The organism is Thermotoga sp. KOL6 (assembly GCF_002866025.1).
Classification (GTDB): Bacteria; Thermotogota; Thermotogae; order Thermotogales; family Thermotogaceae; genus Thermotoga.
In genome coordinates this window covers 49,657-66,240 of sequence record NZ_LNDE01000001.1, presented here as the reverse complement: position 1 = coordinate 66,240, position 16,584 = coordinate 49,657, and the positions used below count along the sequence as shown (strand labels likewise).

Sequence of the window (16,584 nt, the reverse complement as noted above, 5' to 3'; positions counted from 1 at the left end):
TGTTTGTTTTCATGGGTATATTCCTCTCTTCTTCGTAGCATAGGCTACTCTTTCTATCGCGAGTATGTAGGCAGCTGTTCTCATATCGATGTTATGCTTTTCTTTTATCTTCATGACATCGGTGAACGCTTTCTTCATCATCTTCTCCAACGCGTTCCTTATTTGATCAATGTCCCAGAAGAAAGCCTGAAGATCCTGAACCCATTCGAAGTAGGAAACAGTGACACCTCCAGCATTGGCAAGTATATCAGGTACCACCAACACACCCCTCTTGTAAAGTATTTCATCTGCTTCGTTTGTAGTAGGACCGTTGGCTCCTTCGACAACCGCTTTGGCCTTTATTCTCTCAGCATTACCTTTGTGAATGGCGTTTTCGAGAGCGGCAGGCACCAAAACGTCCACATCGAGTTCCAGCAGTTCTTCGTTCGTTATCCTTTCTCCTTTCGGATAAGTGGCAACGGTTCCTTCTTCGTGTTTGTATTTGATGAGTTCTTCCACATCGAAACCGCTGGGATTGTAAACACCTCCTTTACTATCACTCACAGCTACTACTTTCGATCCGAGTTCTTTGGCAATCAAAAGGGCAGCGAACTGACCCACATTACCAAAACCCTGAACCGCAACAGTAGCTTTTTTGGGATCTATGCCCAGAGTCTCCATCGCCAAACCTGCACATACTTTTACACCACGACCGGTTGCTTCTTCTCGCCCCTCTGACCCACCGAGATCCACCGGTTTTCCTGTAACAACTCCCAAAGCGGTGTATCCTACGTTCATACTGTAGGTATCCATGAACCATGCCATAACATCGGCGTTGGTGTTAACATCCGGAGCCGGTATGTCGTTGTGCGGTCCTATCATTATTTGGATCTCCGAGAAATATCTTCTTGAGAGTCTTTCAAGCTCTGATTTGGAAAGTTTTTTAGGATCGACTTTCACACCGCCTTTCCCGCCACCAAAGGGAAGATTCATGACGGCCGTTTTCCAAGTCATCCAGAATGCCAGAGCTTTCACTTCGTCTAGGTTAGTATCAGGATGGTACCTTATTCCCCCTTTTGCGGGACCCCGGGCGATGTTGTGTTGTACACGATATCCTGTGAAAACTTCAATGTGTCCGTCATCCATCTTTACAGGGAACTCAACTACAAGAACGCGCTTTGGCCTTCTCAAAATCTCTGCAAGATCTGGTTCCACGTCTGTGTACTTCACTGCGCGGTTGAATTGCTCCACTGCCATTTCGTAAAGGCTTTTCTCAGGCACTCCTATCCCTCCCTAATACAATGTGTATGTTGAATATTCCTATACCGTCATATATTGTATCATTTTTGGTCACAATTTGTTAAAACAATAAATATTCATGTAAAGATATAGATATTCATTTCACAAATAAAGGAGAAAAATCTATCTCATGCAGAAATCGACAACTTCGATGAGAAACTGACGAAATTTAATTGCTATGTTGGAAATATACTTTAACATAACATTGAACATTGTGTTATCATATAAGAAATGAAACCGTGGGGGGACAAAATCATGAGAAAATGGTTGTTCTTTTTGTTCATTTTTACGGTAGCCAATCTTTTTGCAGGATACGCTTTCTTTTATGGAAATCCCATCTTGAGAGATGGAAGGATACAATTCCTCATTTCCGGACAGGAAAATGTTGTTTTGACAATCTGGAGGGTCGAAAACGAAGAAGATTTTCTCAAAGCCGTTCTAGATCCAGAAAATTTCGACTTCAGAAAATTTAAAAGATATGGTATTGCTCAAAGAACGGTTTATTCTTCAAGAAGGGGAACGAAAACATTTTCATTCACCCTGAGAGAACCGGGACTTTATTTTGTTACCCTGTCTCACTTTGAGAACAGAAAAGAGGTTCTCCTGGACAAAGCTCTTTATATCGTTACAACTTTGGACATAGTTTACTTTTCCGATGGTCAAAAAACAGTGCTCTATGTTCTTGACGTAAACAATGGATTCGTTAAAAACGCGGAAGTGATACTGTTTAAAAACGCGGAATTTGTTGGAAGAGCTTTTACGGGTAATGACGGAAAGGTCATACTCACCGAAGAATTCGACAGTATATACGTAAAATACGGCAACGAAAGGTTCTTTGGAGAAGTCAATGTCTTTCCAGTTAACTATAGAGATGAAAAACTCTTCTTCATCACCGATAGACCTATCTACAAACCTTCAGACATCGTTCATTTCAGAGGACAATTTTTCAAGAACGATGGAGATGTTTACAGAGCTATCGAAGAAACAGAAGTAACTGTTACCATTTTTGATACGAAAGATAACGAAGTCTATAAGTCCCAATTCAAAACAGACGAACTGGGAGGGTTCTACGGATCTGTAAAACTTCCGGAGACTGCCCCCGTTGGATTGTACAAAGTGAAAGTCGAGAGAGACGGGAGAGAATACAGTGAATATTTTTTGGTGGAGGAGTATAGAAAACCCGAATACAAAGCAGAAATAGAAACAGATAAGGATGTTTATTTGTCAAATGAAACAATAAACTGTCGAATCAAGGTGAAATACTTCAACGATCAGCCAGTTGTACGAGCGCAGGTTGCTCTTTACGTTTATGCCTTTTCCGAATCCGGAGAAAACTTTCTAGCTTATAGAAAGGTAGATTTCACAGATAACAACGGGATTCTCAATGTTGGTGTGAAAATCCTTGATGGTTTTCAAGGGATCTACAAAATAGAAGTAATCGCCGTGGATGAAAGCCAACGGCAGATTGAAGAAACAAAGACTGTAAAAGTGTACGCAGATGATGTCTTAATATTACCATCCGATCAATCGTTTTTCGCGGTCCCGGGAAAACCTGTAAATATCACGGTGAGAGTAACAGACCTCGAAGGAAATCCTTTGAACGGCAATCTCAATGTCACGTGTGAAGATTCGACGAGTACAGTAAGCGTGGTGAACGGCAAAGCGTTGGTCAACTTCGTTCCCAGAGAATCGAAAACTTACAGAGTAAAACTGTCCTTCGGAAAAGCAAAAACTTACATCTATATATATGCATACCATGAAGCCAACATGAGTAGGGAATTTGTGATCCTTCCAGAAAAAAAAGAGGTAAAACCTGGCGACAAGTTACATGTTCGATTTCTCGCTCCGGGTCGGGTAACGGGAGTTTTGGGAATTATCTCGAGCAAAATACATGAAACGATTCCCCTCACTTTCAATGGCTCCGTCGAATTAGATCTCGACATTCCCGAAAAACTCATCGAAAAAAACCTCTTCCTCGTTTTCATCGGGTACGAAGATGATTTCCGAGTTTTCCGTACCGAGAAGTTAGATGCCATTCTTTCTACAAATTCCACCGAAATGACATTGAGTTTTGACAAAGATCAATACGAACCAGGGGATTTGGCCCAGATTACAATAAGATCCAATGTCGATAAAGTGTGTCTTTTCTTGGTAGATGAAGCAATATACGCTCTCGTTGGAACAGAACCTCCCAACCTCGAAGACTTTCTCTATCCATCTCTGGATTATCCCCAAGTTTACTACGATTTCGTGCGCACTTGGAGGCTCTATGTTTCGAGAAATTCCTTCAGAGAACAACTCGCGGCGCTGCCCAAAGAAAAAAAGTTTGCAGACTTTAAACAAAGAGCGTTTCCAACCAAACTAAACGTTAGAGAATACTTTCCAGATACCGCCCTCTGGATACCTTCTCTAGAACTTCAAAATGGGATCGCCAAAGTCAGTTTTAAGGTTCCTGATAGTATCACAACATTCAAGGCCACGGCCTATGGTTTTTCGAGGGATCAATTCGCTCAAGCTGAAGGAAAAATGGTGGTTTCCAAAAAATTCTACGTATTACCCCATCTACCTTCTTTTTTGAGAGAAGGAGATGTTATTCAACTATCTGCAACTGTTTTCAACAGGACTGAAAGCGAATTGAACGTGAGGTTGTGGGTAGAACTTCCAGAAAACTTGAAATTCGTTGAAGGAAAATCGGTGAAAGATTTTGTCATGAAACCGAACTCATCGCACATAGAAGTGTGGACTGTAAAAGCTATAACTCCTTCCGAAGATGCCAAAATCAAGTTTGTGACCACAGGAGATGAATGGAATGACGCAGTTTCCATGATCTTACCAATCGAGCAATTTTCTTTCGAAAGGGAGTTTTACCTTTTGAGATTCCTGAACGGGAAAGAAACGATAGATCTTCCGAAAGGATCGTATCTTTTCTCAAGAATCAGATTTTCTGATGATATCATCCCAATAATCAAGGACAGTATCGAAAGACTCATAGAATTCCCATATGGATGTGTGGAACAGACAATGAGCAGCTTCTTTCCGGCAGTGGCTGCCGCGAATTTGGGTTTGAAAATAGAACACTTAGACGAAGTGGTCCAGAAGGGTCTCTTCAGACTCTATAACTATCAACACAGCGATGGAGGATGGGGATGGTGGTTTTTCGATGAGAGTAGAGATTTCATGACATGCTATGTTATGGAAGGATTGTACTTTGCAAAGAGAGCAGGATACGATGTGGCAGAGAGTGTTATAGAGAGAGGGATTGATTACCTGAAAAAACATCTTTCCGCTTATGGTTCTTACGTTTTGGATCTGTACGGAGTAGAGCATAAGCCGTATAAGCCGAAAAGTGAAATAGATTTAGTTTTTTTGAGCTTGAATTCTAAAGAGGCTTTGGAACAGGTAGTAAAATTTCTGGTCCAAGACGATCAAACGGCTCATTTAGAACTGAAATCGGAAGATCCCCTCATCAGTGAGGCCCAACTCAACAGCGTTTTGCTCAGATCTCTTGTGAAGTGGAAGGTTTACCCCCAACTGAGAGAAAAGTTGATAAACTACCTTCTTTACAAAAAAGATGGATACTTTTGGACTTCCACTAAAGACACTTCTTTTGCGATTCTTGCACTTCTTGATGCCCTTCCTAGGTTCGACTCTATCTCTTTGAAGGTGAAGAACAACTCAAATACCTTTGAACTGAAACCCGGTGAGGAGGCATCTCTGGTACCGGGTTCACTCACAATATCCGGTAGGGGGCTTGTGGAAATACATGTGATACACTCCGAGAAACCAAAAAGCGCAGTAAAGAAAGGTATCGAATTGAGCAGGAGATTTTATAAAAGATATGAACTCTTCCTTGAGAACGAAAAGAAGTTGGTGGACGTTTTCGTTCCTCTGGGAAAAGGCTACGTTCCACGTTCGATATGCACAATCGAAGAGAAATCAACTGATGAGCTCTTCATACTTCCTTTCGAGTACTGGGGGGAAAGCTTCAAGTATCATGGTACTCAGTTCGAAGTGACAGGATCAAAATTGAGAATGAACGGTGAGACTTATGAATTTTCAAAAATCAAAACCCTGAACGGTTTGATTCTCGTATGTCTTAAGAAAGAGGCACTTCTGTACGACCCAAAAAGAGAAGTTGTAAGCAAGTATATGAATGTAAAGGACGCAGATCTCACACGAGAAGGAGTGGTACTCCTAAAAGATCACAGTCTAGTTGTGAACGGTGTCGAAGTTTCTATCCCAGAGGATGTAACGGCTTTGACTTGTACAAAAGATGAAATACTGTTGAAAGGGGAAAATGAGGCGTACTGGTACAAGGACGGAAAGTTCGTGAAACTTCCTTTCGTTGCAAGGAAGATCTTCCTATGGAACGGAAGGAAACTTGTAGCTAAGGGGATTAGATTCAGCGGATGCTCTTATGAATTGGCGGGCTCGATCTTCGAGATAGATTTTGAAGTCGAAGAGGTAGGTGCCAAAGCTGGTGATATATTGAAAACCGTTATTGACCTCAAGGGTGAAGGAGACTATCTCATAGTAGAAGATTTCTTCCCTTCGTGTGCCCAGGTGATCATCAATTACAGAGAAAAAGACCTGAACGACGGAAAATTTACCTACGGCTGGTACACCAGATGGAACGAGTGGTATTCAGCCAGAGAACTTCACAGAAACAGAATAGCTTTCTTTGCGATTCACGCTTCTAACGGAAAATTCAGTTACGTTTGGAGGGCGACAACAAATGGAAAGTATCAGGTTCTTCCGGCGAGGGCTTATCCTATGTATTCTCATGATCTTTACGCTCACACAGATCCGGATGTACTCAGCATTGACTCCTCGTATTCTGTCGATGACCGATCTGATCAGCCTTGAAGTGGGACAGGATTTTTTAGATCGCTTTGAAAGAATATGCGAGTTTCTCGGTGTTGAACCTGATTTGAACGTGACAGTTTTTGAATGCTCTAGTCTGGAAGAATTCAATCAAATGACGGGTATGGGGTATCATATAGGTGCTGTCTACGTGAACGGGGTTGTTTACACTCAACCTTTCGCAATTTTGAAGAAAAAAGAGTGTTTTGAAGATATCATTCTCCACGAACTTTTGCACCATGTTTTGCAGCTCAATTTTCATCTTCCACATTGGGCAGAAGAGGGGATCATTCTCACTCTTTTAGGAACGAAACCAGAGGAAATTTTCGGTTACCACAGAGAATGTTTGTTGAGATTCTCAGAGGAGGTTACGTATGAAGAAATTCCTCATTTTGTCGATCGTTACAGGCGTTCTCATTTGGAACATCGTTGAGATATTCAGATTCGATGTTCAAATATTTGAAAACACGTTCGTTCTAAAGGATGTCCAGAATGTCTTTATCCCTTCAAAGATAAGAGGTGCCGTTCTGAGAAGTTCAAAGGATTTCATTTTGAAAGCTGACGGAATTTTGTTGAAGAAAGCGAAACCTGGTGAAACTGTTGTACTCTCTTTTGAAGGCGGTGGAATCTTTAAGAAAAAGAAAGATTACGTAATCCAAATTCTTCCAAGCGAGGAAGATACCGATGGGGATGGATACCCAGATTCTCTGGAACTGAACAAAACCGATAGCGAACGGTTCAGAAACTGGTTCGTCTGGATCGCAATATCTGCTTTTAGGAACGACCCTCCCATCTGGCCACAAAGTGAAAGAGATTGTTCGGGGTTTATTAGATACTGTGCAAAAGAGGCTCTGAAAAAACACACAGAGGACTGGTTTGTTCTGTCTCGGTACGAAGGCCCCGTTTGGGAGGACGTGGAAAAATACAATTATCCGAACATCCCTCTTGTTGGCACCAAAATTTTCAGAATAACGAAAGGTCCTTACAAGAGTGTTGATGAGTTTTCTAACTTTGCTGTTGCTCGGATATTGGTTGAATGTTCAATGGACTACATCACGAAGGATGTATCTCAGGCGTTACCGGGTGATATCGCTGTCTTTTATCATCCTGAGGATATCGAGATGCCTTATCACTTGATGATCTACGTTGGGAACATGAACATGTCCAGCGATGAAGGATGGTTCGCCTATCATACAGGTCCTTTAAACGGAAACGATGGGGAGCTGAGATTCGTAAGATATTCAGAGCTCATACACTACGATCCTTCGTGGGCTCCTATAAAGATGAATCCATACTTTCTGGGATTTTACAGGTTCAAGTTTTTGAATTAATCTCTGTCTGTTATCCAGAAGTCTTTGAAGTGTATGAAGTCTTGGCGAGTTCCATCATACTTTTCTGAAGCTTTTCCACATCTTTGGAAAAGTAAAAAACGAGAACGAACAGAAGAACAGCGCATATCAACCAAAAGTAGGCAGATACTTTCAAAGCAGCTCCCAGGGAACCGAGAGCGACAGACATCATTCCCCCGGCGAATTTTCCAAAACCCGTTCCCAGAGAATCTGTGAGGTTGAATATGGAAAATATTCTCCCCCTGTCTTGAGGTTCGTTCACGTTCAAGAGCATGAACTTCACGTTGGGACCCGTAAGACTCGCCGTGAAAGATGCTATGAATCCAAGAAGCATCAGAGTAACTAGACTTCCCAAGTAGTTTAAGGTGACGATGGTGAATAGAACACCGAGGGCCGTTGTCGTTCCACAAAAAATGGGAAGTAAAGATTTCGATCGTGCGTATAAACTACTTCCCCACATTCCTCCCAAGATTATTCCCGCAATGTTTCCAAGGCCGAAGACGAGAAACACGAGCGTTGCTGTTTCGACAGAAAGACTTCTTTCTCTCCTAAAAAATTCCACGAGAAAGTATGGAATAGCTCCCCATGGAATCGTCCCCGCAATTCCTTGAAGAAAAAGAAGTAAATTTGTTTTGACCTTGATCAACTTTACATAATCTGAAGGTTTTGGTATCTTGGGATAGACATAACCGGACTGGACGAGTTCGCCGATTCCTTTCTCGAAAGCCCCTCTTCTTGGTTCTTTTAAAACGAAAATGCTCAGTATGGCGAGGGCTATGTTAGGAACCGAAACTACGATGAATGGTATTCTCCAACCGTATTTCGGTCCCAGAAAACCCCCAACGATCATCCCAAACACACTCCCTATGGATATAGATGAGGAAATGAGGGCCACAACCCTTCCCCTTCGCACCTCGTCGAACATATCTCCGATCATTGAATAAACAATGGGAAAAGATGCTCCAACACCAATACCGGTGAGAGCCCTCCAGAAAAAGAGTTCACCGTAAGACTTAGAGAAGGCACTCATGAGACACGGGATCTCTCCCACGAGAATAGAGTAGATGAGCAAGTTCTTTCTATTGTATTTATCGGCAAGATAACCCCAAACAAGACTTACTAAAGCCCCGATTACGGTGAAAGAAGAAGCGACCAGTCCTATCTGGGCATCGCTGATGCTAAATTCTTGTTCTATCGCACCGATATTCGGAGACATAACCATCTGATCTGCATTCAGAAGAACCATAAGCACAAGAATGAAGAGAACTGCCATCTTCATTCCCCCTTCAACCAATCGATCACTGCCTTCGTAACGTCCTCTTTCTCCACGTCGTTACTCAAAACATGTCCGGATTTTTCAAAGACGAGTAATTTTCTTTTTTCCGATCGTACACTGTTGTAGATGAACTCTGCCGCTCTCATTGGAACTACGTTATCGTTTTTGGCAGCCACAACGAGGATTTCGGATGTGACTTCCTTTACCACTTTCCTTGAAAGTTTCATGAGCTTGTAAAGCTCTGCTGCCTGTTTAGGCCAGTTGTAAGACCAATATTCTTTTCTGAGATACTCGAGATCCGAATCGTCATACGTTTCCAAGTTTTCTCGAGGCATCTTTTTAGTGAAAGGCTTTAATATAGGTGTTAAAGCAATTCTTCTGTCGAAAACATGTGTAGCAGCGGCGAGAGTTACCAATTTCCGAGGTTTCATCCGAGCGGCTAGTATGATCGCAATGACTCCTCCCATTGAAAGCCCAACCACATGCACTTCCTTGCAAATCGCTTTCATATCATAATAGGCATCGAACGCTCGTCTAAGCCAATCTCGCGCTCCCGAAAGGAGAAAATCCTCTCCACAGGTTCCATGTCCGGGAAGTCTTGGAACAGACACAGTGAATCCTTCCCTGTTCAACTCTTTCGCCATATACTCGAAATCATGCGGTGAGCCCGTGTAACCGTGAATAAACAGAACGCCTTCTTCGCCACCCTCTAGAAAGATAGGAAGGGATTTCTTCACGGTGGAACACTTCGGAAAGTGCATTCAAGTCTCCCTCCTTCACGATGACAGTTTATAGATCCAACAAAATTTTATCAGTTATTCCGCACAAGTCGAAAAGCTATGATAAGATTTTTTTGATCAAAACAATGGTTGGTGATACTGTATGAAAAAAATTCTGGTGGTGGTGTTGATCATCTGGATAGTTATCGTGTTTTATTTTTCATCCCAACCCCCTTACCAATCGAGTGTTCAGTCGGGGAAAGTTTACAAATTTTTGAAAGAAGTGGACAACATTTTAGACTTCACCAAAACTGAGTGGTATAGCAAACTAAGATTCATCCTGGAGAAATGGTGGTTTCCTGAAAAAGAACCTAAAGATCTCGTCAGAAAGTCAGCTCATTTCATTTTGTATTTCATTCTTGGAATCCTGGCTTTTTTGTTCGCAGTTTCCAGGGGGCAGAATACTTTCTTTTCCTTTTTGCTTGGCTTTTCTTTACCCACTGTGGTAGCGGTTCTGGACGAGTACAACCAGGGTTTTCGTGGAAGGGGTTCGTCTCTTTACGATGTGGTGATAGATATGAACGGAGCCCTTTTTGGAGTGTTTTTGTCTTTACTAGTTACCTTCCTTCTGAAAATTTTGAAGAGGAAAACCTAATGTAATCTGGGATAAGAAAAGATTCAGGTATGTTAAGATTTCCTTCATTTATTATTTGTTTCAACGCCTCGAAAATCCTTGTGTCTAATCTTCCACGTTCAATCTCACTTTCCAAAATCTCAAAAGCTTCAGGAACGGAAAGGGCTCTCCTGTAGGGTCTTTCCTCGATCAAAGCAACGAACACATCGGCAACTTGAAGAATTCTCTGATGAATCATCAAATTTTTGGCAGTCAATCCTAGAGGATACCCGCTTCCATCGAGTCTCTCATGATGAGCGGCAGCTATGTTCGTTACGCATGGAGCAATTCCAGATTCCGATAGTATCTTGTAAGTTTCCAAGACGTGGGTTTTCATAACGAACATTTCTTGCTCATTCAATCTGCTTGCCTTGTGGAGTAGTTGCGGGGAAATCCTTATTTTTCCTATGTCATGTAACAATCCTGCTATGTAAACGAGTCTTCCATCTTCTTCACTTAAAATCTCTTCTGCTATCTTTTTTGACACTTCTGCGACCAAAATGGAATGGTTCCTTGTAAAGGTACTCCTGAAATCGAGAAGGAAGACCAAAAGTTTGGCGAGTGAGCCGAACTCCTCAAGAGTCAGTTCTTTTTCTGAAAAAAATCTTGGTTGATCGTCTATAAGATAAGCGAAAGAGTATCTGCTTAGAATCTTTAACATGGCATCCTTAACGGTGTCTGGAATTTCCTTATGCTCCTTTATCTCGTAGACTGTCTCCTCCAAAAATTTACTATGCAATGATTCGTACATCGCAGCTTTTCTGGCAACTATATCCGCAGTCATCAGACTGTATGAAAGCGTTCTTTCCAGGTCCATACATTTCGACGGATCTCGATGATAGAAGATCGCATTTGAAAGGTTTTGAGGTAAGAAGCGAACGGAAGAAAGAATCTGTTTGCTAACAATCGGATGTTTCTCACCACCGCTGAATGTTTTTGAAAGTTCTTCCATATCTGAGATTTTACCGAATTTTTGTCTAAAGAATTCGGGATGCTCGGTTGCTGCAATCAAAGGTAACCCTATCTGGTGAAGCAATCCCATAAGATAAACATAATCCGAATCCACAGGAAGAGACAAAAATTTTGACAACTCCCTCACTATTTTCGCAACCCGAAAAGCGTGCTTTATAAAAAACGAATATTCGTGAATTTCGAATTCTCTAAACATGTTCACAAAAGCGTTCAAAGAAACTGTGAGATTCAGATTCATACAGCTCTTCTCCCCTACCTTTTTCATACATGAAATTTAACCCCATTACCAGATTCTTCAATCATAAAATTAACGACATATTATTATATCATAATCGATAATGACTGAAGAATAGGATAATCAGTTGATTTAAATAAACTATTGTTATTTTGATTTAAATCTATATCTTTGGTGAGTAGTATTTTCAGTGTTAATGCCTTTATTACAAAAAATTCTCTCTTAGCGTTATTTTAGAGTTTCAGTTTGATTCTATTAAAGCAAAAGAAGTTTGTGATACAATCAAGAAAATTTGGGTAATCGATGTTCACCTCTCAGAGGTATCATCGAACCCAAAATCTTCGTGAGGGGATGAAACAGATGATAAGGCTCATTATGAGTTTCTTTTTGCTATTGGGTACTGTCCTCCTGTCTTTCTCCATCGATGATATGTTGGTTCTCCAGGTCGACAGATTGAATGTGAACGAAAACAGATACACTTTCTATATTCTCCATACTGGTCAGTCAGGAAAATACATGTACGTAAATTACTCAATTTACAAAGCAGGAAAACTATTAACAGATCGTATAAAAGTGATTGATCTTGAGGAAGAAAAGGTGATTTACGAGGATGAAGGTAAAAACATATACTCACCCAAATTAGAAGACAGATTCCTCATTTACGATGTGGAAGATACCGTTTTAAAAGTTGTCGATCTAGAAACAGGCAAGAAAAGGAACATACTGTTGAACACTCATTTTTTTTCAAAATGGATGTTGGTTCCTTTCAAAAAGAAAATACTCGTTTTCAAGGATAACGGGCTGGATGTTTACAAAGTGAGCGGTGATAAATTGGTTTCTTTCAGGTATCCAGAAGGTTTAGTAAAACCATGGAGTGACGCAGTTTTCGTTGCTGAAGACAAAGTGTTATATAACGGGTATAACGAGAAAAATTTTCGATGCCTTATTTTTAACTTCGAAACAGGCGAAACAGCCACGATAGATTACGATATGTATCAACAATACATAATACCACATTGCAACATTCATGCAAGAAGGGAAAGGATTCTCAGCAAGTTCCCCATACCCGTTGTGATGTACAAAATTAAAAACGATGGACACATACTGGGTTTTATGGATTCAAAAGGTCAGGTGACTTCTTTTGAAAAATTGAAGGTTCCTGGAGGTCTTTTTTGGGTAGAAGACGAAAGAGAAGACAGGCTCATTTTGAATTTCAATGGAAGTAACGTCTGGGTAGTGGATAGAAAAGGAAACAAAATTTTGGAGCTTCCAAGTAGTACTTCCAGCGTAAGGTTTAGTAAAGATGGAGGAATCATGGTGACGATCGAAGGAATTGGTGAAGGCAAAAAAGACAAATTTGTGTGTTACGACAGCGAGGGTAACAAAGTGTTCGAGAAAGTTGTGGAACAATTCGTGGAGCATCCTTCCATTTCAAAAGAAATCGATGGGCACGTTCTCTTGGATGGAATGAGTAGTCTTGCAAAACTATCTCTTAAAAATGGTGATATTGAGGGTTTGTACATATTTCCAATAGAGCATGGAGTGAGCTTTGCAGGTTTTTACAAAGGGAAAGTTTATGGTCTAAGAATATCACCGTCCTATAGAAATCCATATACTCTTGATCTTCTTTCTTTTCCCATATCCTCCCCTGGCTGGCTGGATGTTTCCATGGATTTGGATCCAACTACAGGAAATCCTTTCGAGGTCTACAACGATATGGATGTGAAGGTAACGCTGAAATTCAACACAAGTATTCTAGAGAAAATGGGAATAGATCTTTCAGTCGACAAAGGGCATCTTTCCTTAAAGGAAAAAGGCGAGACCTGGGGACTAGACACGTATCTGTGGCACACACCGGTTGACGAAACGAAGGTGAAAATGACCACATCGTCCGGTCCATTGTCCAAAGAGTTTTACATCAATGTGAAAAAGCTTGAAAACCCCATAGTTATAGAATCGATAGAAGAAACGATGAGCTCTTCTTCGAAAGAACCCTGGATTTTTTACGTGAAAGGAAAGATCAAAAATGAATCGAACATTTCCTTTGAAAATTTGAATTGGAACGTTCAGAGTGAAAATTCTGAGATCCTAAGAAGTTCCTTCCCTAGTAGAATGGGTGAAAATTGCGAAGCGAATTTCGAAGTGAAGATGAAATTCGATACATCAAACGTCGAAGCAGTTTGGAATGGATACAGCTTGAAAGCTCGTCTGAAGATATCTTTAAATTACGAAAAAGGACATCTCGAAAAAGTTGTGGAAAAAGCGTTCGAAGTGAAACCTGTGTACAGCCTAACCGTTAAGTTTCGAGACAGAAAAACCCAAAAGTACATAAAACCGGATCCAGATGAATTTTTCGTATACGACAAAAACGGTGTGGAGATAAAAAATATCACAAAAATTGTAGAAGGGAATGCCATAAAGATAGAAGGAATAGCGAGGGGCTTTGCAGAATTACCGCTTGTTCTCAAATTAAAATATCTGAGATCTCAAAAAACTGTGAAATTGACCAAGCAGAATCCATCCTACACGATGGATGTTGATTTCACTTCCAGTATACATGTTTTGGTGCAAGAAGGCGGCAAACCAAAAAAGGGTATAACCATACACCTCACGAAAGTTGGGGAAGAGAAGAAAGATTGGTATCGCACAACGGGAAGCGACGGAACCTGTGTTTTTGATGACTTGGAAAAAGGACACTACAAAATCACTTTCTCGAAAACAAAGTATTTACCCGAAGAGAAAGAAGTGCACCTTGAAATTGGTGATACAAAAGAAGTGTCTTTCGATGTAAAACCTTACAGGGCTATTTTAGTCTACATTGAATCGTATTACGCAAATGCTTGGAGTGACAGACTGAACGTAAAATTCAAAGGCGCGAGGAATTTGATCAAAGTGAGCGATTCCATATACATAATCCCGGAGAACGCGCAAGAGATCTATTTCAACATGCTTTACAAAGTTGGGTATCCTGAGGGAGTGATTTCACAGATATTTTCAGAAAAGAGTTACGATGCGGTTACGGAGGTTTCAAAGGAAGGAAATGAAGTCGTTGCTCATCTTTCAAAGTATCAAGGGAAAAACATTGTGACCTTCAAAGAAAGTGACATATACAAACTGTGCGAAAATGTAGAGGAAAAACTGGGAGACTCGATCAACGTATCTGAAATCGCCAAACCTACAAAGTTCATCATAGAAGCTATGGCAAAAGCTGGGGACAGCGAGAAAAACAAGAAGATAACGATATGGATCTTTCCATCTAACTGGGTGGGTTATGAAAAGGAGGCAAAGCAAGTTGTACTCCTTTATCCTTTAAAAGGTAACATAGACGCGCTGGATTACGGTGAATACGCGAGAAATTATCTTAAAGAAGTTGGAGATAATTTAACCACTCTCGCTTTCAACAAAATAGTGTGGTACGGAATGGAAGCCCTTGAAATCTTCGACGACAGAGCAGGTTGGAAAGATTCACCGTTTAAAAGTTTCATAGAAAACAAAATAAAGGATTTCGTAAAGAAGAAACTCTTCAAAGCTTTGAAGAAGTTTGCAGGAGAACTCGTAGAGGACGTTGTAGACGAGTATCTTGATATTTTCGACACGCTGAAAAACGCAAGAGATTGGGCACAAAGGGTTTACAAAGTAGTCGGTGAAGGTGTTGCTTTGGTTTACAGTGGACCCTTACTCTCCAATATGGCAGAAAAGCACAAGATTTTTAACGATGTTGTCAATATAGAGAAAGTTTTGAAAGAAAAGCTCTCAATCTTGATCTCAAAAGTGGAAGAAAACGATCCGGAGGGTGTAAGAGAAGTTATGGAAGATATAAGAACCTTGGCCATTGGGAACAATCCAGGGAGCGAGAATCCTGATGATCATAAGATAGATTATCAAGCTTATGACTTGGGAGAGCACCCTGGCTATAATTTGGCCTTCCTTTGTGCCGCTGAGTTAAACAACATCAAAAAGTGGAAGAAGAACGATTACCCTCCTTACTTTGGAGATGAAACGATATCGTACAATGTAGAAAATAAGGTGAACGCGTCCCATGAAGCTATGAAGATTTACGAGCCAATCTTCAAGAATCTGATTATGCTTTCCATACCTTTCGTCTACGCTTCTTCAGTGAAATGATGGACAAATAACTTTTGATAATCATTGATTGAGTATAATTTTAAATGTGTAAGCTATTCAAAAGGGGGAGATAGGATGAAAAAGTTCGTTGTTCTTTTGGTGATTGCACTAGCTCTTTCTTATGTTTTCCCGAAAACTCAGATAACTCTTTACACATCCGTTCCTTCGTCTATTGTAACTGAAGTGGAAGAAGCTTTTGAGAAGTTGTATCCTAATATCGACGTGATCGTTTGGAGATCAGGAACATCGAAAGTCACCGCCAAAATTCTCGCTGAAATGAAAGCTGGAGAAATAAAAGCAGATATTTTGTGGACTGCGGATCCATCGTATTATATCTATCTTAAGGAAAAGAACCTTCTCATGAAGTACACATCGCCAGAATCCGTGAATATACCAGATTCATTCAAAGATAAAGATGGTTACTTCGCTGGGACCAGAATAATGTCCGTTATCATCGCGTACAATACCAATCTTTTGAAAAAGGAAAACGTACCAAAAAAATGGGAGGATCTTCTGAGAAGTGAGTACAAAAACTCGATAGTGAGTGCTTCACCTCTGTATTCGGGAACAAATCTTGTTTGGCTTTACGCCATGGTAAAACTTTACGGATGGAATTTCCTCGAAAAACTCTCTGAAAATGGTTTGACAATTGTGAGTTCAAATAAGACAGCATCTCAAGAACTAGCAAACGGTTCTTACAAAATCGCGATAGTTTTGGATTACATGATAAGGTCTTTAAAATCTAAGGGATCTCCCGTAGACCTCGTGTATCCTGAAAAGAACAACATTCTTATATGGAGCCCAATTGGTATAATTGCAACAACAAAGTATCCGGATGAAGCTAAAAAGTTTGTTGATTTTGTCTTATCAAAAGAGGGGCAGAGGATTCTAGTTGAAAAGGGCAGTTTAATCCCCGTAAGGGCTGATGTTGAGATGCCTGAAGGTGCTCCAAAACTGGAAGAGCTTATCAAGAAATCTTACACGGTTGATTGGGAAGATTTGAAAGACAGTTCCGACGATATAAAAAATACCTTCTCCGACATATTTGAGTAAAGTTGGGAGGGAGTCCCTCCCTTTTTTCAACAGAGGTGGTA

General features: G+C 40.7%; 10 protein-coding genes. 6 read left to right on the top strand and 4 right to left on the bottom strand.

All coding sequences use genetic code 11. The features are described 5' to 3' along the window. Positions 1-9: 9 nt before the first annotated feature. On the bottom strand, positions 10-1,260 hold the full coding sequence (locus AS005_RS00290; protein WP_101509713.1) for a Glu/Leu/Phe/Val dehydrogenase: 1,251 nt from the start codon (positions 1,258-1,260) through the stop codon (positions 10-12). A 273-nt stretch (positions 1,261-1,533) separates the two neighbouring features. On the opposite strand from AS005_RS00290, the gene AS005_RS00285 reads away from it, so the two are divergent. Genes AS005_RS00285 through AS005_RS00275 form a run of 3 tightly spaced genes read left to right on the top strand, consistent with a single transcriptional unit; the run spans position 1,534 to position 7,472 of the window. Then, the gene (locus AS005_RS00285) at positions 1,534-6,144 is read left to right on the top strand and encodes an MG2 domain-containing protein (protein WP_101509712.1); all 4,611 of its coding nucleotides are present in this window, start codon (positions 1,534-1,536) and stop codon (positions 6,142-6,144) included. Continuing rightward, the gene (locus AS005_RS00280) at positions 6,101-6,574 is read left to right on the top strand and encodes a hypothetical protein (RefSeq protein ID WP_233186176.1); all 474 of its coding nucleotides are present in this window, start codon (positions 6,101-6,103) and stop codon (positions 6,572-6,574) included. Before AS005_RS00285 ends, AS005_RS00280 begins: the two co-directional genes overlap by 44 nt. Then, entirely contained in the window at positions 6,516-7,472 is a 957-nt protein-coding gene (locus tag AS005_RS00275; protein WP_101509711.1) for a DUF1175 domain-containing protein, read from the top strand. Before AS005_RS00280 ends, AS005_RS00275 begins: the two co-directional genes overlap by 59 nt. A 10-nt stretch (positions 7,473-7,482) precedes the next feature. Here AS005_RS00275 and AS005_RS00270 read toward each other — a convergent pair whose 3' ends face one another. Next, positions 7,483-8,763, bottom strand: coding sequence for an MFS transporter (locus AS005_RS00270; protein ID WP_101509710.1), 1,281 nt, complete (start codon positions 8,761-8,763; stop codon positions 7,483-7,485). A 2-nt stretch (positions 8,764-8,765) separates the two neighbouring features. Beyond that, positions 8,766-9,527 carry a carboxylesterase gene (locus AS005_RS00265; protein WP_101509709.1) on the bottom strand — a complete coding sequence of 254 codons (762 nt, stop codon included), beginning with the start codon at positions 9,525-9,527 and terminating at the stop codon, positions 8,766-8,768. 121 nt (positions 9,528-9,648) lie between these two features. Here AS005_RS00265 and AS005_RS00260 point away from each other — a divergent pair, with 121 nt between their 5' ends. Then, positions 9,649-10,140 (top strand): VanZ family protein, encoded by a 492-nt coding sequence (locus tag AS005_RS00260; RefSeq protein ID WP_101509708.1) that lies wholly within the window; start codon positions 9,649-9,651, stop codon positions 10,138-10,140. Here AS005_RS00260 and AS005_RS00255 read toward each other — a convergent pair. Further along, complete coding sequence (locus AS005_RS00255) at positions 10,103-11,395, bottom strand: HD domain-containing phosphohydrolase (RefSeq protein WP_101509707.1); 1,293 nt, start codon at positions 11,393-11,395, stop codon at positions 10,103-10,105. The two genes, AS005_RS00260 and AS005_RS00255, sit on opposite strands and share 38 nt — an antisense overlap. 330 nt (positions 11,396-11,725) lie before the next feature. On the opposite strand from AS005_RS00255, the gene AS005_RS00250 reads away from it, so the two are divergent. Further along, positions 11,726-15,490: a carboxypeptidase-like regulatory domain-containing protein gene (locus AS005_RS00250; protein WP_101509706.1), complete on the top strand. Its 3,765-nt coding sequence runs from the start codon at positions 11,726-11,728 to the stop codon at positions 15,488-15,490. A gap of 75 nt (positions 15,491-15,565) precedes the next feature. Further along, complete coding sequence (locus tag AS005_RS00245) at positions 15,566-16,543, top strand: ABC transporter substrate-binding protein (RefSeq protein WP_101509705.1); 978 nt, start codon at positions 15,566-15,568, stop codon at positions 16,541-16,543. Positions 16,544-16,584: the final 41 nt, after the last annotated feature.